The organism is Streptomyces sp. YGL11-2 (assembly GCF_050054615.1).
GTDB lineage: Bacteria > Actinomycetota > Actinomycetes > Streptomycetales > Streptomycetaceae > Streptomyces.
In genome coordinates this window covers 17,166-39,942 of record NZ_JBNHIN010000009.1, presented here as the reverse complement: position 1 = coordinate 39,942, position 22,777 = coordinate 17,166, and the positions used below count along the sequence as shown (strand labels likewise).

At 72.8% G+C, this 22,777-nt stretch carries 15 protein-coding genes and 1 pseudogene; 6 read left to right on the top strand and 10 right to left on the bottom strand.

All coding sequences use genetic code 11. From position 1 onward, the window contains the following. Positions 1 to 129: 129 nt before the first annotated feature. On the bottom strand, positions 130 to 1,389 hold the full coding sequence (locus ACO1BR_RS12730; RefSeq protein ID WP_426795171.1) for a LacI family DNA-binding transcriptional regulator: 1,260 nt from the start codon (positions 1,387 to 1,389) through the stop codon (positions 130 to 132). 419 nt (positions 1,390 to 1,808) lie between these two features. Between ACO1BR_RS12730 and ACO1BR_RS12725 the strand changes: the two genes are divergently transcribed. Together ACO1BR_RS12725 and ACO1BR_RS12720 are read left to right on the top strand one after the other, a co-directional pair. Further along, on the top strand, positions 1,809 to 2,846 hold the full coding sequence (locus tag ACO1BR_RS12725) for a Gfo/Idh/MocA family protein (RefSeq protein ID WP_426795170.1): 1,038 nt from the start codon (positions 1,809 to 1,811) through the stop codon (positions 2,844 to 2,846). Further along, a complete protein-coding gene (locus tag ACO1BR_RS12720; RefSeq protein WP_426795169.1) occupies positions 2,843 to 3,778 on the top strand; it encodes a TSUP family transporter in 936 nt (311 codons plus the stop codon). The genes ACO1BR_RS12725 and ACO1BR_RS12720 overlap by 4 nt, the downstream gene beginning before the upstream one ends. Here ACO1BR_RS12720 and ACO1BR_RS12715 read toward each other — a convergent pair. Both ACO1BR_RS12715 and ACO1BR_RS12710 read right to left on the bottom strand, forming a co-directional pair. Continuing rightward, positions 3,744 to 4,313, bottom strand: a complete 570-nt coding sequence (locus ACO1BR_RS12715) for a GNAT family N-acetyltransferase (protein ID WP_426795168.1) — start codon at positions 4,311 to 4,313, stop codon at positions 3,744 to 3,746. The two genes, ACO1BR_RS12720 and ACO1BR_RS12715, sit on opposite strands and share 35 nt — an antisense overlap. A gap of 29 nt (positions 4,314 to 4,342) precedes the next feature. Further along, entirely contained in the window at positions 4,343 to 5,005 is a 663-nt protein-coding gene (locus ACO1BR_RS12710) for a DedA family protein (protein ID WP_426795167.1), read from the bottom strand. A 261-nt stretch (positions 5,006 to 5,266) separates the two neighbouring features. On the opposite strand from ACO1BR_RS12710, the gene ACO1BR_RS12705 reads away from it, so the two are divergent. Then, positions 5,267 to 5,551 carry a heavy-metal-associated domain-containing protein gene (locus ACO1BR_RS12705; protein WP_426795166.1) on the top strand — a complete coding sequence of 95 codons (285 nt, stop codon included), beginning with the start codon at positions 5,267 to 5,269 and terminating at the stop codon, positions 5,549 to 5,551. 697 nt (positions 5,552 to 6,248) lie between these two features. Here the strand turns inward: ACO1BR_RS12705 and ACO1BR_RS12700 are convergent. The 5 genes from ACO1BR_RS12700 to ACO1BR_RS12680 all read right to left on the bottom strand — a co-directional run bounded on the left by ACO1BR_RS12700 (position 6,249) and on the right by ACO1BR_RS12680 (position 13,740). Next, a complete protein-coding gene (locus ACO1BR_RS12700) occupies positions 6,249 to 7,538 on the bottom strand; it encodes a citrate synthase (protein ID WP_426795165.1) in 1,290 nt (429 codons plus the stop codon). Between the two features lie 176 nt (positions 7,539 to 7,714). Then, a complete protein-coding gene (gene recD2 / locus ACO1BR_RS12695) occupies positions 7,715 to 9,925 on the bottom strand; it encodes an SF1B family DNA helicase RecD2 (RefSeq protein WP_426795164.1) in 2,211 nt (736 codons plus the stop codon). A gap of 340 nt (positions 9,926 to 10,265) precedes the next feature. Further along, positions 10,266 to 11,171 carry a sugar phosphate isomerase/epimerase family protein gene (locus ACO1BR_RS12690; RefSeq protein ID WP_426795307.1) on the bottom strand — a complete coding sequence of 302 codons (906 nt, stop codon included), beginning with the start codon at positions 11,169 to 11,171 and terminating at the stop codon, positions 10,266 to 10,268. Between the two features lie 215 nt (positions 11,172 to 11,386). Beyond that, a complete protein-coding gene (locus tag ACO1BR_RS12685; RefSeq protein ID WP_426795163.1) occupies positions 11,387 to 12,565 on the bottom strand; it encodes a dihydrodipicolinate synthase family protein in 1,179 nt (392 codons plus the stop codon). Beyond that, positions 12,562 to 13,740 carry a Gfo/Idh/MocA family protein gene (locus tag ACO1BR_RS12680; protein ID WP_426795162.1) on the bottom strand — a complete coding sequence of 393 codons (1,179 nt, stop codon included), beginning with the start codon at positions 13,738 to 13,740 and terminating at the stop codon, positions 12,562 to 12,564. The genes ACO1BR_RS12685 and ACO1BR_RS12680 overlap by 4 nt, the downstream gene beginning before the upstream one ends. A 133-nt stretch (positions 13,741 to 13,873) precedes the next feature. On the opposite strand from ACO1BR_RS12680, the pseudogene ACO1BR_RS12675 reads away from it, so the two are divergent. The 3 genes and pseudogenes from ACO1BR_RS12675 to ACO1BR_RS12665 form a co-directional block, all read left to right on the top strand. Further along, positions 13,874 to 14,071: pseudogene (locus ACO1BR_RS12675) on the top strand (GNAT family N-acetyltransferase); the annotation flags it as partial. A 71-nt stretch (positions 14,072 to 14,142) separates the two neighbouring features. Next, positions 14,143 to 15,009 (top strand): sugar phosphate isomerase/epimerase family protein, encoded by an 867-nt coding sequence (locus ACO1BR_RS12670; protein WP_426795161.1) that lies wholly within the window; start codon positions 14,143 to 14,145, stop codon positions 15,007 to 15,009. Between the two features lie 181 nt (positions 15,010 to 15,190). Then, positions 15,191 to 17,032, top strand: a complete 1,842-nt coding sequence (locus ACO1BR_RS12665) for a glycoside hydrolase family 3 protein (RefSeq protein ID WP_426795160.1) — start codon at positions 15,191 to 15,193, stop codon at positions 17,030 to 17,032. Between the two features lie 111 nt (positions 17,033 to 17,143). Here the strand turns inward: ACO1BR_RS12665 and ACO1BR_RS12660 are convergent, their stop codons facing one another. Together ACO1BR_RS12660 and ACO1BR_RS12655 are read right to left on the bottom strand one after the other, a co-directional pair. Continuing rightward, positions 17,144 to 18,616: a S28 family serine protease gene (locus ACO1BR_RS12660; protein WP_426795159.1), complete on the bottom strand. Its 1,473-nt coding sequence runs from the start codon at positions 18,614 to 18,616 to the stop codon at positions 17,144 to 17,146. Between the two features lie 171 nt (positions 18,617 to 18,787). Next, entirely contained in the window at positions 18,788 to 22,747 is a 3,960-nt protein-coding gene (locus ACO1BR_RS12655) for an ABC transporter ATP-binding protein (RefSeq protein ID WP_426795158.1), read from the bottom strand. Positions 22,748 to 22,777: the final 30 nt, after the last annotated feature.

Sequence of the window (22,777 nt, the reverse complement as noted above, 5' to 3'; positions counted from 1 at the left end):
CCCCCCCCCCCCCCCCCCCCCCCCCCCCCCCCCCCCCGGGCCGGGCCAACGTGCTGGCCCCGGCCTGAAGTTACCTTGCCGTCCGCCGCACTGATGGCGCCCCGGCCGGTGGTTGCCACCGCCGGGGTCCTACGAGGCACCCCCGGGTGCGCTCACGGATTCACTCCCGGACCCACTCGCGGGTTTGCTCCGCGGTCCGCTCCGGGGTTTCCTCGCGGGTTCGCTTGCGGGCGCGTCGTCCGGTACCTGCGCCGGTGGTGCCGTGGAGCCCCTGACCTCCAGTTCCGGGGCGACCAGTTGCCGGTCGGCGGGTGCGTCGGGGTGTGCCATCCGGTCCAGGAGGCAGCGGGCGGCCCGGCGGCCGACCTCGTGGCTGGAGTTGTTGACCGAGTTGAGCCAGAGGTGCCGGATGCGGGCGAGGTAGGTGTTGTCGTAGCCGACGAGGGAGAGGTCGGCGGGGACGGCCAGGCCCAGTTCCCCGGCGGCGGACAGCGCGCCGACGCCGGAGATGTCGTTGTAGGCGAAGACGGCGGTGGGGCGGATCCGGCCGCGTGCGGGGCTCAGGAGCCGTACAGCGGCGCGGTAGCCGCCCTCCTCGGTGCCGTCGCCGCTCTCGACCACGGCGCTCCCGGTCAGCCCGTGGTCGGCCATCGCGGCCTCGAATCCGCGCCGGCGCAGTTCGGCCACCAGGCCCTGTCCTGCGATGTGGGCGATCCGCCGGTGGCCGAGGCGGATGAGGTGTTCGGTCGCGAGGCGGGCGCCGCGCTCGTCGTCGTTGGCGACGATGTCGACCCGCGGCAGCCGGGGTTCGTGGTTTCCCGCGATGACGGTCGGCAGCCGCTCGGCGACCTCGGCGAGTCCGGCGGTGTCCGGGAGGGTGCCGACGACGACCAGGCCGTCGACCCGCAGTTCCTGGAAGGTGCGGGCGAACTCCTGGCCGGTCCGCCGGTCCAGTCGGCCGTCGGCCATCAGCATCCGCAGACCGTGCGCGTGCAGAAGGGAGTTGAGGCCGTCGAGGACGTCGGCGAACCAGGGGTTGCGCATGTCGTTCAGCAGCACGCCGACGGTGTGCGTACGGCGGGCGACCAGGCTGCGGGCGGCGGCGTTGGGCCGGTACCCGAGTTCCTCGATGGCGTCCAGTACGGCCTGCCGCTTGGCGTCGCTGACGCGCGGTGAGCCCTGGAGGACGAGCGAGACCAGGGATTTGGACACGCCGGCGCGCTCGGCGACGCCGCGGATGGTCGGGGGCCGGTCCGGGCCGGTCCACTCCCGGGACCCGGGCTCGTGCTGGGCCGCCCTCTCAGCCGTCGCCTCATCCCTCGCCTTGGCCGTCGTCTCCGTCGCCCTCCCCGTCGTTCTCCGAGCCGATCGCTTGTTGGACCGTTCCATGGGTGGAAATCCTTCCATCGGGCCAGGTCCGCGTCAACGCACCCCCTGCACCCCCGGACTTCCACACCTCCCAGGACCACGCCGCCCCTCCCCCCACTACTCCCCACTGCTCCCCACGCCGCCCCCACTCCCCATCACACCCCCATGCCCCACCGAGTCGCAGCACGCCCCACCACGCCGCAGCGCTCAACACCCCTGCGCAAGCCTTGACATGCCGACATACGGACATGCAGGGTTCCCGGGACGGACAGTTTTGGACCGTTCCAAAATTGAGTCCCCGGCTATCGAATCTCCGACTGTCGCGTCCGCGATCATCGCGTCCGCGGCTCGGGCGTACCGGCCTCGGCCCATGCGACCCGGCGGTCCGCTCGGCAGCCACCACCCACCACCACCCGCCCCTCCCCGGAAGGGAACACCGCATGAAGATCGGCCTGATCGGCACCGGGCGCATCGGCGCGTTCCACGCCGCGACCCTGCAGAACGTCCCGGGCGTCACCGGCCTCGTGGTCGCCGACGCGGACGCCGCACGCGCCGCCGCGCTGGCGGACAGCCTCGGCGTACGGGCCGCCGGCAGTATCGAGGAGATGTACGCGGAGGGTCTGGACGCGGTGGTGATCACCGCCGCGACCAGTGCGCATGCCGCGCTGATCCATCAGGCGCTGGACGCCGGCGTGCCGGTGTTCTGCGAGAAGCCGGTGGCACTGGACGTGCCGGGCACCATTGAGGTCGTGGAGCGGGCCGAGGCGGGCGGCGTCCCCGTGCAGATCGGATTCCAGCGGCGGTTCGACGCCGGGTACCGCGCCGCGCAGGAGGCGCTGCGCTCCGGTGAGTTGGGATGGGTGCACACCCTGCGCGCCTGCACCAGCGACCGAACGCCCCCGCCGGCGGCGTTCATCCCCACCTCCGGCGGGCTGTTCCGGGACTGCAGCATCCATGACTTCGACATCCTGCGCTGGCTGACCGGCCGCGAGGTGGTCTCGGTCTACGCCCAGGGCGCCAACCGCGGCGCGGACTTCTTCGCCGAGGGGGGTGACGTCGACACCTGCGCGGCGCTGCTGCGCTTCGACGACGACGCGCTGGCCACGGTCACCGCGACCCGTTACAACGGGGCGGGCCACGACGTGCGGCTGGAGGTGTGCGGTTCACAGGGCGCCCGGTTCGTCGGGCTGGACGACCGTGCGCCGCTGCCGTCCGCCGAGCCGAAGCTGTCCTGGCAGCGGGCGGATGCCCCGTACGCCACCTTCATGGAGCGGTTCCACGACGCGTACGTCACCGAGCTGGGGGTCTTCGTCGAGGTGGCCGCGGGCCGTACGTCCAGCCCCTGTTCGCCGGCCGAGGCGCTGGAGGCACTGTACGTCGCGGAGGCATGCGAGCGTTCCCGCCGGACCGGGCAGCCGGTCGCGGTCGCGGACGTCCGAGCCGGCGCGGGCAACGGCGGTTCGGTGCCCGGCGCGTGACCGTTCCCGGCGCGACAGCGCACCTCGGCGTGCTGCCGCTGGCTGCGCTGGTGCTCGCCGCGCTGCTGGTGGGGGTCTCCAAGACCGCCGTCAGCGGCGTCGGCGCGCTGAGCGTCGCGCTGTTCGCGGCCGTGGTCCCCGCCCGGGAATCCACCGGCGCCCTCCTTCCGCTGCTGCTCGTGGGTGATGTGCTGGCCGTCCGCGCCTATCGCAGGCACACCGACTGGTCCGCGCTGCTGCGGCTGTTGCCGTCCGTCATGGTCGGCATCCTGCTCGGTGTCGGCTTCGTCGCCTGGACCGATGACGCCGTCATGCGGCGCACGATCGGCACGCTGCTGTTGACGATCGTGCTGCACCATCTGTGGCGGCGGGGGCGCCGGCGCCGCGCCGGACCGGCGTCCGGCGGCGGGCGGGTAGCGCAGGCGCGGGCCGCCGACCGGGAGCCGGGCGCCGAGGAGCCGGGCGCCGGGGCCGGCGCGGGCCCGGCGCCGGCGGTCCGCACCGCCAGGGCGGCCCGGACGCTCCGGGCGGCCCTGACCGTCCGCACGGTCCGTCAACGCCAGGTGCGGGCGGCCCGTCCTCGCCAGGTGCGGGCGCTGCTCTTCGGGTTGATCGCCGGTTTCGCCACGATGGTTGCCAATGCCGGTGGTCCGGCGATGTCGTTGTACCTCCTCTCGGCCGGTTTCGGGGTGCTCGGTTTCCTGGGCACCGGGGCGTGGTTCTTCCTGATCGTCAATCTCGTCAAACTGCCGTTCAGCATCGGGCTGGGGCTGGTCACACCCGGTGCGCTCGCCCTGGACGGGCTGCTGGCGCCGGCCGTGGTCGCCGGTGCGCTGCTGGGGCGCGCGCTCGTGCGCCGGGTCGATCAGGCGGTCTTCGAGCGACTGGTGCTGGTCTTCACGGCGCTCGCCAGCCTCGGTCTGCTGCGCTGAGCGGGTCGGTGCCGGGCGGGGCCGGCGCCGGCTCGACCCGCCACTCATGAGCCCGTATCAGATGCCCCTTCGGATACTCGACCTCGCACTCCCCGACGAGGGTGAACCCGGCCTTGCGGCAGACCGCGTTGGAGGCGGCGTTGGCCACGGCGGGGAAGGCGTGGAGCGCATGGTGCCGGCCTTCGGCGCGGGCGGCCGCGATGACCGCGCGCACCGCGGCTGTCGCGATGCCGCGGCCCTGGTAGGCGGGGAGCACGCCCCAGCCCGCTTCGTGGACCGGTTCGCCGCGCCAGGTGGTCTCCCAGAAGCCGGTCGTGCCGACCGCCGCTCCTTCGGGCAGCAGCACCACCCGGAACATCTGCGCCGCTCCCTCGCCGTCGAGGTATCTGCGGTGGCGTCGGGCTATCTGCTCGTCGGTCTCCGGGCCGCCCAAGTGCCGTGTCATCGCGGGGGTGTTGACCTCGCACAGCAGGGCGAGGTCGGCCGCCGTCCACGGCTCGATCCGTACGTCAGGTCCCGCAGTCTCATCCGCCATGACCCCACGGTAGGTGCCGCCACTGACAATCACGCCGCGGCGGTGGAGGACGCCTGGCCACTGCCCTCTTCGCCGTCGCCACGCCGGGTGTCGCCATCGCCGTGCCGGGTGTCGCCGTCGCCGCCCGTGCCGGGTTCGGCGCGCAGTGCGCGGCGGCGGGAGGCCCATTGGACGGCGGTGCCGGCGGCGGCGACGATGCAGGAGACACCGAGGCTGATGCCGGCGGCGTAGAGGGGGTTGCCGGCGGCGGCGCTGCCCAGGTAGCCGAGGCCGACGGAGTAGGTCGCCCACAGCGTTTCGGCGACGGCGGCACCGATGACGTATTTGCGCCGCGGATAGCGCAGCACTCCGGCGGCCAGGGCGCCGGCGATCCGGCCACTGGGCAGGAACCGTACGGCGATCACGAAGGGCAGTCCGTAGCGTCGGATGCGCCGCGAGGTCCAGTCCAGCGCGACCCGGCGGCGGGGGCTGCGCAGTATCCAGGAGCGTACGGGGCCGCCGAACCGGCGGGCGGCGAGGTACATCAGGACGTCGCCGAGGAGCGCGCTGCCGGCGACGATCGCGAGGATCAGGGGCAGGAACGCGTGGCCTTCGGAGGCGAGGACTCCGGCGGAGACGAGCAGCGCGGAGTTGGGGACCAGTGGCGGCAGGGTGGTGAGCGCCAGCAGGCCGTAGAGGGCGGGTACGTCCATCCGGCCGCCTCCTCGGTTCCGCTCCCCGAGTTCCGTACCCCAAGGCTGACGCGTGGTCGGGCGTGCGGCAACGCGGGCGCCCAGAGGTTGGACTGATACCCCCTAGGGGTATAAAGTTACAGCCGTCGGGAGGGACACCGGGCGTCACCGGCGCCCCTTGCGGCACACGGGCCCCACACTGGACATCTCGCCCCACAGCGGCGCCCGCGCGTCCACGCACACGCACCGCCGCCGACGCATCGGCATCACGAGGAGAAACCCATGGCCGAGAACAGCTCCTGCTGCACCCCTGAAGGCTCCTGCCACTCCGGCGGCACCGCCGTCCAGGTCGGCGAGGTGACCACCACGTACCAGGTCACCGGCATGACCTGCGGCCACTGCGAGGGCGCGGTGTCGGCCGAGATCGGCGAACTCGCCGGGGTCAGCTCGGTGCAGGCGGTCGCCGCCACCGGCCTGGTGACCGTGACCTCGAAGGCCCCACTGGACGAGGAGGCCGTGCGCGCCGCCGTCGACGAGGCGGGCTACGAGCTCACCGGCCGGGTCTGACCCGACGGCCATCTCCGCCCCACAGGCGCAGATCGAGCCCGCCGCCGGCGGGGCGGTCTGCGCCTTGCGCGTATCGGGGTCCGGGTCGCCGGATCGGGTGGCCGACGGGGCCACGGCGACCGAATCGGGCCTTTCGTTCCACTCGCCGGACCCGTGACGCCATCGCCGACCCGCGACGCGCGAACATTCACATTGCCTTTACAACTGGCACAACACCCATACCTGCGGGCCTTGATCTCCAGATCGCAACCCTTGACCAGATTCGCCCCCATATGGCAAGAGACCCAGATCACACTCATCGGAACGTAACCATTGAGGGGGGTCGCGAGTCTAACCGGGCAGTGCAGGCACCCCGGCGGGGCTTGCACCGCAACAGCCGTGCCGGTCTTGGGGGATCGCGCCCGGCTACGCGTAGCCGGGGCGACGCGCCCGGGGAGCTTTGAGCGGCCCTCCCGTATGTGCGCGTCCCGGCAGAGCGCGGTGCAACCCGGAACGCCCGGCCGGATCCCGTGGGGGGAATCCGCACCGGGACATGGGAAGCGCCCCGCACTCTGGACCCGTGGGGGGATCCGGAGGCGGGGCGCTTTCGTTTGCCCGCCGACGGCCGGTCGCCCGGCCGCCACGTCCAGCTTGCGCGATTATCGATCACCAACGGGTATCGGCCGGGACCGCGCCGGCCGATACCCGTTGGTCCGGCTCAGCGCTCCTGAACGGGCACGAAATCGCGCTCGACGATGCCGGTGTAGATCTGCCGCGGACGGCCGATCCGGGAGCCCGGCTCCTTGATCATCTCGTGCCACTGGGCGATCCAGCCGGGCAGCCGGCCGAGCGCGAAGAGCACCGTGAACATCTCGGTCGGGAAGCCCATCGCCCGGTAGATCAGACCGGTGTAGAAGTCGACGTTCGGGTAGAGCTTGCGCTCGACGAAGTAGTCGTCGGAGAGCGCGTGCTCCTCCAGCTTGAGGGCGATGTCCAGCAGTTCGTCGGACTTGCCGAGCGCCGAGAGGACATCGTGCGCCGCCGCCTTGATGATCTTCGCCCGGGGGTCGAAGTTCTTGTAGACGCGGTGCCCGAAGCCCATCAGCTTCACGCCGTCTTCCTTGTTCTTCACCTTGCGGATGAAGGAGTCGACGTCGCCGCCGGTGGCCTGGATGCCCTCCAGCATCTCCAGCACCGACTGGTTGGCACCGCCGTGCAGGGGGCCCCACAGGGCGTTGATGCCCGCGGAGATCGAGGCGAAGAGGTTCGCCTGCGAGGAGCCCACCAGGCGCACGGTGGAGGTCGAGCAGTTCTGCTCGTGGTCCGCGTGCAGGATCAGCAGCTTGTCGAGGGCGCTGACCACGACCGGGTCCAGCTCGTACTCGGCGGCGGGGACCGAGAAGGTCATCCGCAGGAAGTTCTCCACGTACCCGAGGTCGTTGCTCGGGTAGACGACCGGGTGGCCGACCGACTTCTTGTACGCGTACGCCGCGATGGTCGGCAGCTTGGCCAGCAGGCGGATCGTGGAGATGGTGCGCTGCCGCTCGTCGAACGGGTTGTGGCTGTCCTGGTAGAACGTCGACAGCGCGCTGACCACGGACGACAGCATGGCCATCGGGTGGGCGTCCCGCGGGAAGCCGTCGTAGAAACGCTTGACGTCCTCGTGGAGCAGCGTGTGGTAGGTGATGTCCTGCTTGAAGTTCGCCAGCTCGTCGACGGTGGGCAGCTCACCGTTGATGAGGAGGTAGGCGGTCTCGACGAACGTGCTGCGCTCCGCGAGCTGTTCGATCGGGTAACCGCGGTACCGAAGGATGCCCTGTTCACCGTCTAGATAGGTGATCGCGGATTTATACGCCGCGGTGTTGCCATAACCGGAATCCAGGGTCACCAGACCGGTCTGGGTGCGCAGCTTCGAGATGTCGAAGCCCTTGTCGCCGACGCTGCTGTCGACGACCGGGTAGCTGTATTCGCCGTCCCCGTAACGCAGTACTACAGAGTTGTCGCTCACGTCATCCCTCACCGACGTTGTGCCTCTTCTTCGAGGTGCCCTGACTGCCTATACCTTCCCCCATTTGGACGTTGGATGTGCACTCGGGGTCGGCCATAGGGCCTCATTACGGCACTCAGTGCCGCGTTGATGTCCATCCTGCTCCCCTTCGCCCCGATTGGGAAAGAGGTGCGACATCACATCGCTCCGACGAGCCGGTGATCGAGCGCCGTATGCCGCCGACCGGCGGATACGGTCCGTACGGCCTGCCCCAGGGCCCTCCGGGAGCCGACCAGGACCACGAGACGTTTCGCCCGTGTCACGGCCGTATAGAGCAGATTGCGCTGGAGCATCATCCAGGCACTGGTGGTGACCGGAATCACCACCGCCGGATACTCGCTCCCCTGGGAGCGATGGATCGTCACGGCGTAGGCATGGGCGAGTTCGTCGAGCTCGTCGAAGTCGTACGGAACCTCCTCGTCCTCGTCCGTGAGGACCGTCAGCCGCTGCTCGTCGGCGTCGAGAGCGGTGACCACCCCCACCGTGCCGTTGAAGACGCCGTTGCGGCCCTTCTCGTAGTTGTTCCGGATCTGGGTGACCTTGTCCCCGACGCGGAAGACCCGGCCGCCGAAGCGGCGCTCGGGAAGATCCGGGCGGGCCGGGGTCACCGCCTGCTGGAGGAGGCCGTTGAGCGCCCCCGCACCGGCCGGGCCGCGGTGCATCGGGGCCAGCACCTGGACGTCCCGGCGCGGGTCCAGTCCGAACTTCGCCGGGATCCGGCGCGCCACCACGTCGACCGTCAGCCGGGCCGCCGCCTCCGCGTCCTCCTCGGCGAACAGGAAGAAGTCCTTCAGGCCGGTGGTCAGCGGCGGCACCCCGGAGTTGATGCGGTGCGCGTTGGTGACCACCCCGGACTGCTGGGCCTGGCGGAAGATCCTGGTCAGCCGGACCGCCGGCACCGGGCCCGGCTCGGCCAGCAGATCCCGCAGCACCTCCCCGGCGCCGACCGACGGCAGCTGGTCGACGTCCCCCACCAGCAACAGATGGGCGCCCGGTGGCACCGCCTTGACGAGCTTGTTGGCCAGCAGCAGATCGAGCATCGACGCCTCGTCGACCACCACCAGATCGGCGTCCAGCGGGCGGTCCGCGTCGTAGGCGGCGTCCCCGCCCGGCCTGAGCTCCAGGAGGCGATGGACGGTGGAAGCGTCCGCTCCGGTCAGCTCCGCGAGCCGCTTGGCCGCCCGGCCCGTGGGCGCCGCCAGCACCACCTTGGCCTGCTTGGCGCGGGCCAGCTCGACCACCGAGCGGACCGTGAACGACTTGCCGCAGCCCGGCCCGCCCGTGAGCACCGCGACCTTGCAGGTCAGCGCCAGCCGGACCGCGGCCTGCTGCTCGGGCGCCAGCTCCGCGCCCGTACGCCGGGCCAGCCACGCCAGCGCCTTGTCCCAGACCACGTCCCGGAACGCGGGCATCCGGTCCTCGTCCGTACGCAGCAGCCGGGTCAGCCGGCCGGCCAGGGAGATCTCGGCGCGGTGGAACGGCACCAGATAGACCGCGGTGACCGGGTCGCCGTCCTCCGCGCCCGGCACCTTCTCCCGGACCACGCCCTCGGGGTCCGCGGCCAGCTCGGCGAGGCAGTCGATGACCAGGCCGGTGTCCACCTGGAGCAACTTCACCGCGTCCGCGATCAGTTGCTCCTCGGGCAGGAAGCAGTGGCCCTGGTCCGTCGACTGCGACAGGGCGTACTGGAGGCCCGCCTTGACCCGGTCCGGGCTGTCGTGCGGAATGCCGACCGCCTGGGCGATCCGGTCGGCGGTGAGGAAGCCGATGCCCCAGACGTCGGCGGCCAGGCGGTAGGGGTGGTTCCGCACCACGGAGATGGAGGCGTCGCCGTACTTCTTGTAGATCCGCACCGCGATGGACGTGGACACCCCGACGCCCTGGAGGAAGACCATGACCTCCTTGATGGCCTTCTGCTCCTCCCAGGCCGCGCCGATCAGCTTCGTGCGCTTGGGGCCCAGGCCCGGCACCTCGACGAGGCGCCCGGGGTCGGACTCGATCACGTCGAGGGTGTCCGTGCCGAAGTGCTCGGTGATGCGGTCGGCGATCCGCGGGCCGATGCCCTTGATCAGGCCGGATCCCAGATAGCGGCGGATGCCCTGGACGGTGGCGGGCAGGACCGTGGTGTAGTTCTCGACCGTGAACTGCTTGCCGTACTGGGGGTGGGAGCCCCAACGGCCCTCCATACGGAGCGACTCGCCCGGCTGCGCGCCCAGCAGGGCGCCGACGACGGTCAGCAGATCGCCCGAGCCGCGACCCGTATCGACGCGCGCGACCGTATAGCCGCTCTCCTCATTGGCGTAGGTGATCCGCTCCAGGACCCCTTCCACCACGGCTGCGTTGACCATGACTCGACGGTACCGCCGGGGTGTGACAGCGGGCGGGGGGTGGGGGTTGGAGGGTGGGGATTGGGTGTGCGGGGTGGGGTATGCGGGGTGGGGGGTGAGGGGGCGGGGCTTCGCGCCGCCGGGGGTTGCTCCGCGTCGGGGCTTCCCGCGTCGGGTGCTTCCCGTGCTGGGGGCTTTCCCCCGCCCCCTCCCCCTCTCCCCCCTTCGGGGGAGGGGGCGGGGGGTGGGTTCGGGGGTGGGGGGAAGGACGACAAGCGCAGCCGCAGCGGCATGCCCCCCATAGCAAGAGCCCCCAGCGGCAAGGGTGCCCGACCGCAAGGTGAGAGCGCCCCGCGCGCACTCAGCAGACGTGTGTGGTGAAGCGTTGCACGACCTCGGCCAGGACCTCCGTCCCGTCGCGCGCCCACAAGGCCGGGTTGAAGATCTCGACCTCGATGGGGCCCCGGTAGCCGGTCGCGTCCACCTGCTGCCGGAACCACCGCAGATCCACCGAGCCATCGCCCAACTGCCCACGCCCTAGTAGGACGCCCGCCGGCAGCGGTGTGACCCAGTCGGCGAGCTGGAAGGCGGCGATCCGCGACGCACCGCCACCGGTAGCGCCAGTACGGCCCGTACCGCGGGTACCGCCCGTGCCACTCGCACCTCCCGTGCCACTCGCACCTCCCGCGCCGCCGGTACCTCCCGCGCGGGTGAGCTGTGTGCCCACCGTGTCGTCCCACCACAGGTGGTAGGTGTCCACGACCACGCCCACCCGGTCCGCGGGGAACCCCTCGGCGAGGTCGAGGGCCTGGGCGAGCGTGGAGACCACGCACCGGTCCGCGGCGTACATCGGGTGCAGGGGTTCCAGGGCCAGCCGTACGCCCCGCTCGGCGGCGTACGGGGTCAACTCGGCGAGTGCGTCGGCGATCCGCTCCCGGGCGCCGGCCAGATCACGGCTGCCGGGCGGCAGTCCGCCGGATACCAGAACCAGGGTGGCGGTGCCGAGGACCGCGGCCTCCTCGATGGCGGCCCTGTTGTCCGCGAGGGCGGTACGGCGCTCCCCGGGATCCTCGGCGGTGAAGAACCCGCCCCGGCACAGGCTGGTGACCGCGATCCCGGCGTCCCGTACGAGCCGGGCAGCCGCCGCGGTCCCGTATTGCCGCACCGGTGCGCGCCACAGGCCCACGCCCCGTACGCCCGCCCGTAGGCAGCCGTCCACCAGGTCGGGCAGCGACCACTGCCGGACGGTCTCCTGATTGATGCTCAGGCGGTCGAGGAGGGCGGAGTCGGGGACGTGGACGGGGGCGGAGTCGGGGACGTGGACGGGGGCGGAGTCGGGGACGTGGACGGGGGCGGAGTCGGGGACGTGGACGGGGGCGGCGTCACGGCGCGTACCACCCCCGTCAGCCACGTCGCCACCCGTATCGCCCGTGTCCGTATCGCCCGCGCCCCCCGCGCCCGTCGCAGCCGACGCGCCGCCCGTCACGTGCCGCGCTCCGTCCGCCGTGCCTGTGCCCCGTACCGCGCCGTGGCCGCCGGCTGCTGCGGCTCCGCCGCGCCGTACACCGTCAGCAGGGTGCGCATTCTGGCGGCGGCCAGTTCCGGGTCGGGGAACAGGCCGAGTCCGTCGGCCAGTTCGTACGCACGGCGCAGGTGGGGCAGGGAACGGGCCGACTGGAGGCCGCCGACCATGGTGAAGTGCGACTGGTGGCCGGCCAGCCAGGCGAGCAGCACCACGCCGGTCTTGTAGTAGCGGGTGGGTGCCCGGAAGAGGTGGCGGGCGAGTGTCACGGTCGGGTCCAGGGTGGCGCGGAATCCGGCGGTGTCCCCGGTGTCCAGGAGGCGGACGGCCCTGGCAGCCAGGGGGGCGAGCGGGTCGAAGACGCCCAGCAGGGCGTCGCTGAAGCCGTGGGCGTCGCCGGCGATCAGTTCGGGGTAGTGGAAGTCGTCGCCCGTGTAGCAGCGCACGCCCTTCGGGAGGCGGCGGCGCAAGGCCACTTCCCGTGGGGCGTCCAGGAGGGAGACCTTGACGCCGTCCACCTCGGCGGGGTGGTCGGCGATGAGGTGCAGCAGCGTCTCGGTGGCCGCGTCGAGGTCCGGGCTGCCCCAGTAGCCCGTCAGCGCCGGGTCGAACATCGGGCCGAGCCAGTGCAGGATCACCGGGCGGGCGGTCTGGCGCAGCAGGTGCCCGTAGAGGTCGCGGTAGGTGTCCGGGCCGCCGGCGAGCGCGGCCAGTTGGCGGGAGGCCATCAGGACGGGCTGGGCGCCGGCGTCCTCGGCGAGGGTGAGCTGTTCCTCGTAGGCGGCCCGGACGTCCGCCAATGTGGCGCCGTGCGGCGGGAGTTGGTCGGTGCCGGCGCCGCAGGCGATCCGGCCGCCGGCGGCCCTGGCCTCGGCGGCGGAGCGGCGGATCAGCTCGGCCGCGCTGCCCCAGTCCAGACCCATGCCGCGCTGTGCGGTGTCCATCGCCTCGGCGACGCCCAGGCCGTGTGCCCAGAGGTGGCGGCGGTAGGCGAGGGTGGCGTCCCAGTCCAGGGCGGCCGGTCCGTCCGGGGTGGTGTCGGCGTGCGGATCGGCGACCACGTGGGCGGCGGCGAAGACCGTGCGGGAGCGCGGCGGGGGCCGCCCGGTGGTGGTCGCCGCGGCCTCGGGGGCGGTCACCGGGGCAGCTCCGGTACAGGGAGCCGGCGGCCCTCCTTCGAGGAGCGCAGGCCCAGTTCGGCGAGCTGGACGCCGCGGGCGCCCGCCGTCAGGTCCCAGTGCCAGGGCTCGTCGCGCACCACATGGCGCAGGAACAGCTCCCATTGGGCCTTGAAGGCGTTGCCGAAGTCGGCGTTGTCCGGGACCTCTTGCCACTGTTCCCGGTAGGAGCGGGGGGAACCGGTGGCGGTGCCGGCGGCGGTGTCGGGGATGTCGGGGTTCCAGACGGGTCTCGGCGTGCCGGCGCGGTGCTGGACGCGGCAGCGGCGCAGACCGGCGACGGCGGAACCCTCGGTGCCGTCCACCTGGAACTCCACCAGTTCGTCGCGGTGGACCCGTACCGCCCAGGAGGAGTTGATCTGGGCGATGATGCCGCCGTCCAGTTCGAAGATGCCGTAGGCGGCGTCGTCGGCGGTCGCCTCGTAGGGGGTGCCGGACTCGTCCCAGCGGCGCGGGATGTGCGTGGTGACCCGCGCCTGGACGGACCGCACCGGGCCGAACAGCTCGTGCAGGACGTATTCCCAGTGGGGGAACATGTCGGCCGCGATGCCGCCGCCGTCCTCGGCGCGGTAGTTCCAGGAGGGGCGCTGCGCCTGCTGCCAGTCGCCCTCGAAGACCCAGTAGCCGAACTCGCCCCGTACGGACAGGACGCGGCCGAAGAAGCCGCCGTCCACCAGGCGGCGGAGCTTGCGCAGTCCGGGCAGGAAGAGCTTGTCCTGGACGACGCCGTGTTTGACGCCGGCGGTGTCGGCCAGCCGGGCCAGCTCCCGTGCGCCCGCCAGGTCGGTGGCGGTGGGCTTCTCCACGTAGAGGTGCTTGCCGGCGGCGATCGCCTTCTTGACGGCGTCGGTGCGGGCGGCGGTGATCTGCGCGTCGAAGTAGACGGCGATGCTGTCGTCGGCGAGTACGGCGTCGAGGTCGTCGCTCCAGTGCTCCAGGCCGTGGCGTTCGGCGAGCGCCCGGACCTTGTGCCCGGAGCGGCCGACGAGCACCGGCTCCGGCCAGATCACCGTTCCGTCGCCCAGGTCGAGGCCGCCCTCCTCGCGCAGCGCGAGGAGGGAGCGGACCAGGTGCTGGTGGTGGCCCATGCGCCCGGTCACGCCGTTCATGGCGATGCGTACGGTCGTGCGTGTCACGGTCCGGCCCCTCTCGCTCGCGGCAGGTCGTTCGGTCGCGTGGGGTGCATGGGTGGGATGCGTGGGGTGGGCGGCCGGCGGGCGCTGTCCGTCGCGGGTGAAGCTAGCGTGCGCGGCGCGGCGGGAACAAGAGGGCCGTCAACTGGTCGATTCCTGCGTGGAGTTCGCCCGTGAGGCCGGGTACGGGGAGCTGGTGCTGTGGACCAACTCCGTGCTGGGCGCGGCCCGGAGGATCTATCAGCGGGCCGGGTTCGAGCCGGCGGCCGAGGAGCCGCACCACGGTTTCGGGAAGGACCTGGTCGGGCAGGACTGGCGACTGACGCCGGCATAGCGGACGGCGCGGCGGTCCGCTCGGCGTGTGCGGCGGCCGGCGCGGGCGGTACGGGCGGTACGGGAGGCGCGATGGGCGGCGGGGACGGCTCGGCGGCGGCGCGGTTCGCGTTCTCGACGCTGGGGGTGCCGGGGATGCCGGTGGCCGAGGTGCTGCGGCTGGCGGCCGGCGCCGGGTATCAGGGGGTGGAGCTGCGGGCGCATCCCGAGGAGCCGGTGCATCCCCTGCTCGGGGCGCGGGAACGGGCCGCGGTGCGCGGGCAGTTCGCGGACGCGGGGGTGGCGGTCCTGGCCGTCGCCGGGTACGTCAGGGTCGCGGCGGAGGTCCGGGGTGCCGCGGGCGAGGCCGGGTTGGGGCGGGAGCTGTCCGAACTGGTGCTGCTCGCCGGCGATCTGGGGGCGCCGTATGTGCGGGTCTTCCCCGGTGGCGGCGCGCGTCCGGCCCGGGCGGCCCGGGCGGATGCGGTGCGGCGGCTGCGGGCGGTGGCGCCGCTCGCCGCGGAGCGCGGGGTGCGGGTGCTGCTGGAGACCCATGACTCGCATCGCACCGGGGCGTCGGCCGCGGGGGTCCTGGGCGCGGTGGGGCGGCGGCAGGCGGGCGCGCTGTGGGACGTGCTGCACTGCTGGCTCGGCGGGGAGGCGCCCGCCGAGACGTATGCCGCGCTGGCGCCGTATCTGGGGTATGTGCAGGTCAAGGACGTCGCCTCGGCGGACGATCTGACGCCGCTTCCGCTGGGGGACGGGGTGCTGCCGCTGCCCGCCGTGGTGGCGGCGCTCGGCCGGGAGGCCGGCGGCTGGCTGTGCTGGGAGTACGAGCGGCGCTGGTATCCGGGGGCGGCCCGGCTCCCCGGGCTGCTGGCCCGGGGCCGCGAGCATCTGGAGCGGCTGCTGGACGCAGCCGGCGGCCGGCCCGGCGCCGGCGCTCCGGCGGGCGGCTGATCCGGGGCGCGCCCGGTCGTGCGGAGCGCCCCGGGTCAGCCCCACCACACCCCCGCCCGCCCCGCAATCCCTGGGCGGCGCAGGGTCCGTGGGTCGTTGACCGGCCGGTGCTTTCCGGCTATCCGTGTCTCCTTGGAAGTTTCCTTCACCTGTTCGAGGAAGCCCGCCGGAAGGAGCGCAGATGCACTCCAGACGTACCGTCCTGACCACCGCCGCCGCCGCGGCCGCCGCGGCCGCCCTCGGCGAAGGGCCCGCACACGCCGCCGGACCCCAGCCCGCCGCCTCCCCCTCCCCCGCCCGTCCGGTGTCCCCCGCCGCCCTGGACCGGCTGCGTCGGACCGTCTCCCGTATGACGCCCGAGGAGAAGGTGGGGCAGCTCTTCGTGATGCGGGTGTACGGGGACTCCGCGACCGACCCGGACCCGGCCGACGCGGCGGCCAACCGCGAGGAGATCGGGGTCGCGAACGCCGCCGAACTGATCGCCACGTACCGGGTGGGCGGCATCATCTACTTCAACTGGGCGCACAACATCCGTGACCCGCACCAGGTCGCCGACCTCTCCAACGGCATCCAGGAGGCCGCCGCCGCGCTGCGCGTCCCCGTACCGGTGCTGATCTCCACGGACCAGGAGCACGGCGCAGTGGCCCGGATCGGCGCGCCCGCGACGCTGTTCCCCGGGGCGATGGCGCTCGGCGCGTCCGGGTCCCGGGAGGACGCCCGTGCGGCGGGGCGGATCGCCGGCCGGGAGCTGTGCGCGATGGGCATCCGGCAGGACTACGCGCCGGACGCGGACGTCAATGTGAACCCGGCCAACCCGGTGATCGGCGTACGGTCCTTCGGCGCCGACCCGCGGGCGGTGTCCCGGATGGTCGCCGCGCAGGTGCGGGGCTATCAGGGCGCGGGGGTCGCGGCCTGCGCCAAGCACTTCCCCGGGCACGGCGACACGGACACCGACAGCCACGTCGGGCTGCCGTACATCCACCACTCCGCGCAGGAGTGGGAGCGGCTGGACGCGCCGCCGTTCCGGGCCGCGATCGCCGCCGGGATCGACACGATCATGACGGCGCACATCGTCGTGCCCGCCTTCGACCCCAGCGGGGACCCGGCCACCCTCTCCCGTCCGATCCTCACCGGCATCCTGCGCGAACGCCTCGGCTACGACGGGGTGGTGGTGACGGATTCGCTGGGCATGGAGGGCGTACGGGAGAAGTACGGGGACGCCCGGGTGCCGGTGCTGGCGCTGCGGGCCGGGGCCGACCAGCTGCTGAACCCGCCGGATCTGCCGCTGGCGTACCGGGCCGTCCTCAGGGCGCTGGAGGGCGGGGAGCTGAGCGAGCGGGAGCTCGACGCCAAGGTGCTGCGGATCCTGCTGCTCAAGGAGCGGCGCGGGCTGTTCGCCGACCCGTACACCACGCACCGGGCGGTCGACCGGGTGGTGGGGACCCGCGGCCATCTGGCCGCCGCGGACCGGATCGCGGACCGCACCACCACGCTGCTGCGCAACGACGGCGGGGTGCTGCCGCTGTCCCCGCGGCGGGAGGGCCGGGTGCTGGTGGTGGGTGCGGACGCGGCGGCGCCGTCCGGCACCGGCGGCCCGCCGACCCGGGTCCTGGCACGGGCGCTGACCGGGCTCGGGTTCACGGCCACCGCGCTGCCCACCGGGATGGCGCCGACCCGGGCGCAGATCGACCGGGCGAGGGCGGCGCTGGCGGAGCGGGACGCGGTGGTGGTGGCCACGTACGACGTCACCGCGTCGTCGCCGCAGCGGGATCTGGTGGCCGCGCTGCTGGCCACCGGGAAGCCGGTGGTGCAGCTGGCGGTCCGCAACCCGTACGACATCGCGCAGTTGGGCGGGGTCAGGGCGGGGCTGGCGAGCTATTCGTGGACGGATGTGGAGCTGCGGGCGGCGGCCCGGGTGATCGCCGGCCGGCGGGATCCGGTGGGCCGGCTGCCGGTGGCGATCATGCGCGCGGACGCCCCGCGGACCGTGCTGTACGGGATCGGCCACGGACTGAACTACTGAGCCGGGCAGGGCCGTTGCGGCCGGCTCCCCGCGACCGCCGGCTGCCGGTCGCGGGGAGCCGCCTGCCGGTCGCGGGGGCGCGTCACCGCCCGGACAGCGCGGTCAGGGCCGTCACGGCCGCAGCGTCGTCATCCGGCGCAGCTCCGGCCGGTCCAGGTTCCTGTCGTACGGGGCCCGGTCGGTGGGCCGGCCGTTCGCGGGGACCGGGAGCCCGGCCCAGGAGAGGAGTTCGGCGGTGGCCTTGGTGCGGTCGGCGTCCTTCAGCTTGGCGATGTCGGCGCCGTGGTTGCCGCCGGGAACGGTGAAGACGTACGAGTCCCGGGCGCCCGTGCCGAGTGTGAAGTGCTTGGCGCTCCACGGGTCGTACTGCCCGTTGACGAACATCATGTGCCGGGCGTGGTGGCGCACCCACCGGTCGACGTCCGGCATGGCGCGCTTGTCGAACGCCATGGGGATCTCGCGCGGCACGAACGAGCGGGAGTTGTTGAGGCCGGGGTAGCGCAGCAGGTCCTGGATGTTGGGGTAGTGGTACGTGGGCTCACCGAGCTGGGTGCCCGCCTGGTAGTAGTACGGCAGGAACTTCTCCAGGCCCTGGTCGGTGTAGGAGTCGAAACCGCCGACCTTGTCGATCCACTGGTACAGCGCGTCGGTCGAGGCGTCCGCCTTGGGGATCGTGGCGCAGGCGGTCTCGGCGGGCTGGTACTGCCAGAAGCCGAACACCAGGTCCGTGACGAGGACTTCGTAGGCTCGGTCGGCGTTGCCGATCAGGGTGAAGGTGCGCTTGTTCTCGCCGGCCCACTTCTCGTAGCGGTTGACGATCTCGTCGCGGCGCAGCAGGGCCTCGCGCTCGACCTTGGCGACGTCGGCGCGGCACTGCGCGCTGCCGACGGTGGCGAAGAAGCGGTCGTAGGGCGCGGGGTCGGCGCGGTCGGTGTTGTTCGGGGCGACGTAGGCGACGGTGCCGTTCATGTCGTGCGGGAAGAAGCGGCGGTAGTACGTGGCCGTCATGCCGCCCTTGCTGCCGCCGGTGGCGATCCAGTTCTTGGGGTAGAGGGCGTGCAGCGCCTGGAAGATGCGGTGCTGGTCGGCGGCCGCCTGCCGGATGTCCAGCTTCTTCCAGTCGGTGGGGGTGGGCCGCGACGGTGTGAAGTAGCGGTATTCCAGGGAGACCTGGTTACCGTCGATGATCTTGGTCGGTTCGCTGCGGGACGGTGTGGTGCTGACGTTGTAGCCGGAGGTGAAGAACACCGTGGGGCGGTCCACCGACCTGTGCAGCACGGTCAGCCGCTGCTGGAAGGTGCCCCGCTCCGGGTGCCGGTGGTCGATCGGCTGGGTGTAGTCGAGGACGAAGTAGCGGTAGCCGTCGACCGGCTTCTCCTCGATCAGGCTCATACCGGGGATCGCGAGGATCCGGTCCTTGATGTCCTGGCCGGCGTCGTCGCCGCGCGCGGTGGCACCGCCTGTGTGCCGGACGTCCGTGCCGTTCGGCTCGGCGGCGGTGGCCGCTCCCGCCGAGGTGCTGCCGACTGTGGCCGTGCCTATGAGCACGGCGAGCGACAGCAGCCATCTCTTGGCCTTGCGCATGCACCCTCCCCTTGGGATAGCAAAGGTCGGGCCGAACCTATCCGCGAGGAAAGGGCGCCACCAGCCTCCATTGCGGCGAGGGTGACGCCCCGGTGGCTTGATCCCGTCGGTGCCAGGGGGCGGTTCCGCTCCCCGCTCCGGGCGACCGGGAGGGCTCTGCGGCCGGACGGGCTACACGGCCAGCGGCTCCTCCTCGCCGGTGAACGTGCGCCACAGCTCCGCATAGCGGCCGTCGCGGGCGAGCAGCTGGGCGTGGGTGCCGTCCTCGATGATCCGGCCGTGGTCCAGCACCACCACCCGGTCGGCGCGGGCGGCGGTCGTCAACCGGTGGGCGACGATCAGGGTGGTGCGGCGGCCGACGAGGCGGTCGGTGGCCTGGTTGACGACGGCTTCGGTGGCCAGGTCCAGGGCGGCGGTCGCCTCGTCGAGCAACAGCACGTCGGGGTCGACGAGTTCGGCGCGGGCCAGGGCGAGCAGCTGGCGCTGGCCGGCGGAGAGGTTGCGGCCCCGCTCGGCGACCTCGTGGAGGTAGCCGCCGTCCAGGGTGGCGATCATGGCGTGGGCGCCGACGGCTCGCGCGGCGGCCTCCACCTCGGCGTCGGTGGCGTCCGGACGGCCGTAGGCGATGGCGTCACGGACCGTGCCGGCGAAGAGGTAGGACTCCTGGGGGACGATGCCGAGCCGGCGGCGGTAGCCGGTCAGGTCCAGCTCGCGCAGGTCGGTGCCGTCGACGCGGACGGCACCCGAGGTCGGGTCGTAGAAGCGGGCGACCAGCTTGACGAGGGTGGACTTGCCGGCGCCGGTCTCCCCGACGAAGGCCACCGTCTGGCCCGCGGGGATGCTGAGGTCGACACCGGACAGCGCCTGCTCGTCGTGCCGGCCGTAGTGGAAGTGCACGGCGTCGAAGGCGATGTCGCCGCGCAGCGAGGGAACCGGGCGGGGCTGCTCGGCGGCCGGGGTGGAGGTCCGCTCGCCGAGCAGCTCGCCTATTCGACGCAGGGAGACGGACGCCTGCTGGTAGCCGTCGAAGACCTGGGAGAGCTGCTGCACGGGCGCGAAGAACAGGTCGATGTACAGCAGATACGCGACCAGGGCGCCGGCGGTGAGGGTGTGCGCGCCCACCCGGTCGGCGCCGACGATCAGTACCAGGGCCGCCGCCACGGACGACAGCAGCTGGACGAAGGGGAAGTAGACGGATATCAGGAACTGGCCGCGCACCCGGGCCTGCCGGTAGGCGTCGCTCCGGGTGGCGTACCGCTCGGAGCCGTGGCCCTCGCGGCGGAACGCCTGGACGATGCGGAGTCCGGCGACGCTCTCCTGAAGGTCGCCGTTGACGACGCTGATCCGCTCGCGGGCGAGTTCGTAGGCGCGCACGCTCTGCTTGCGGAAGAAGTACGTGCCGGCGATCAGCGGCGGGAGGGTGGCGAAGACGACCAGGGCGAGCTGGACGTCGATGGCGAGCAGGGCGACGAGGATGCCGAAGAAGGTCAGCACCGAGACGACGGCGGTGACCAGTCCGGTCTGGAGGAAGGTGGACAGCGCGTCCACGTCCGTGGTCATCCGGGTCATGATCTTGCCGGTCAGTTCGCGCTCGTAGTAGTCCAGGCCGAGGCGCTGGAGGTGGGCGAAGATCTTGACGCGGAGGGAGTACAGGACCCGCTCGCCGGTGCGGCCGGTCATGCGGTTGGAGCCGATCTGGGCGGCCCATTGGGCGAGTACGACGAGGAGGGCGAGGCTCGCGGCGGTCCAGACGCCGGCCAGTACGCCGCGGCGTACGCCCTCGTCGATGCCCTGCCGGATGAGGACCGGCACCAGCAGGGAGGCGATCGCGTCCACCGCGACCAGGGCGAGGGCGACGGCGAGCGGGCCGCCGAAGCCGCGCAGCAGCCGGCGCAGGCCGTAGGAGGTCTCGGGGCGGACGGCGGCGGCCTCGTCGATGTCCGGGGTGTCGGTGGCCGGGGGCAGCGCGGCGACCCGGTCGAGCAGTTCGGGGGTCGCGGGCATACCGGCCAGCGCGGCGGCCATGCCGGGGCCGGTGGCGCCGGACGACCGGGGTGCCGGGCCGGCCGCGCCCGCCTCGGCCTCCTGCTCGCGGCGGACCCACAGTTCGGGGGTGATCCCGCCGACCGCCGCGGCCTCGGCCTCGCGGTCGGCGGCGCGGTCCCGGGTCTCTTCGAGCGCGCCGTCGATCAGGCCGCCGGGCCGTGCGTGCCCGGAGCCGTCGGCCGGCCGGTCCAGCACGCCGGCGGTCCCGTTGGCGGCGAACTCGCCGTCGAAGGCTCCGGCCACCGCCACCGCGCCCGCCGGGTCGTGCTCGATGCCGCCCAGTTCCTCCGGGTCGGTCAGCAGCCTGCGGTACAGGGCGCAGCGCTCCGCCAGTTCCTCCTGGGTGCCGATGTCCACCAGCCGCCCGCCGTCGAGGACGGCGACCCGGTCGGCGAGCGCCAGGGTGGAGGCGCGGTGGGCGATCAGCAGCGTCGTACGGCCCGCCATCACACCGCGCAGCGCCTCGTGGATCTCGTGCTCGACCCGGGCGTCGACGGCGGAGGTGGCGTCGTCCAGGACCAGCAGGCGGGGGTCGGTGAGGATGGCGCGGGCCAGCGCGACCCGCTGGCGCTGACCGCCGGACAGGGTCAGGCCCTGTTCGCCGACCTTGGTGTCGTAGCCCTCGGGGAGCTCGGATATGAAGCCGTCGGCCTGGGCGGCGCGGGCGGCGGCCCGGATCTGCTCGTCGGTGGCCTCGGGGTGGCCGTAGGCGATGTTGTCGCGGATCGCGTCGGAGAACAGGAAGCTGCTCTCGGGGACGAGGCCGATGGCGGCACGCAGCGACTCCAGGGTCAGCTCGCGGACGTCGTGGCCGCCGACCAGGACGCGGCCCGCGGAGACGTCGTAGAAGCGGGGCAGCAGCAGCGAGACGGTCGACTTTCCGCTGCCGGAGGTGCCGACGACGGCGACGGTCTCCCCGGCTGCGATGCGGAGCGAGAAGTCCTCCAGGACGGGGCGGAGGGCGGGGGCGCCGTCCTCCTCGGGGGCGGCGCCGTGCGGTGCGTAGCCGAACGTCACCTTGTCGAAGACCACGGTCGCCGGGGCGTCGGCGGGCAGTTCGTGGGCGTCGGCGCGCTCCTCGATGGTCGGTTCGGTGTCGATGAGCTCGTAGACGCGCTCCACGCCGGCGCGCGCCTGCTGGCCGACGGTCAGCATCATCGCCAGCATCCGGACCGGGCCGACCAGTTGGGCGAGGTACGTGGAGAACGCGACGAAGGTGCCGAGGGTGATGTGGCCCTGGGTGGCCATCCAGCCGCCCAGCGCCAGCATCGCGACCTGGCCCAGGGCCGGAACGGCCTGCAGGGCGGGGGTGTACCGGGCGTTGAGGCGGACCGTGCGCAGCCGGCCGGCGAACAGCCGGTGGCCGACCTCGCGCAGCTTGCCGGTCTCCTGCTCCTCCTGCCCGAACCCCTTGACGACCCGGACGCCGGAGACCGCGCCGTCGACGACGGACGCCACCGCGGCGGCCTGGCCCTGGGCGTACCAGGTGGCGGGGAAGAGCCGGACGCGGCTGCGCCGGGCGATGAACCAGAGGGCCGGGGCGACGGCCAGCGCGACGACGGTCAGCAGCGGCGACAGCACCGCCATCACGGCCAGTGAGATCGCGAACAGCAGGACGTTCCCGATCATCATCGGGAGCATGAACAGCAGGCCCTGGATCAGCTGGAGGTCGCTGGTGGCGCGGCCGACGACCTGGCCGGTGCTCAGCTCGTCCTGCCGGCGGCCGTCGAGCCGGGCTATCGCGTCGTACATCCGGGTGCGCAGGTCGTGCTGGACGTCCAGGGCGAGCCGGCCGCCGTAGAAGCGGCGGAGGTAGGCGAGGGCGTACACGACGACGGCGGCGGCGACCAGGAGGGTGGCCCAGGGGGCGAGGGTCCGCTCGTGCCGGACGATCACGTCGTCGATGATCAGCTTCGGGATGAGCGGGACCAGCGCCATCACGGCCATCCCGGCCAGCGAGGCGCCGAGCGCGAGCAGGACGTCCTTCCGGTACCGCCAGCAGTCACGCGTCAACCGCCGCGCCCAGCCCCCTCGTGCCAAGTCCGTCCCCGCCACCCGATGCCTCCCATGCGTCGTCCACCGCATGGCACCAACACCGCGGACGGCGGATTTCAT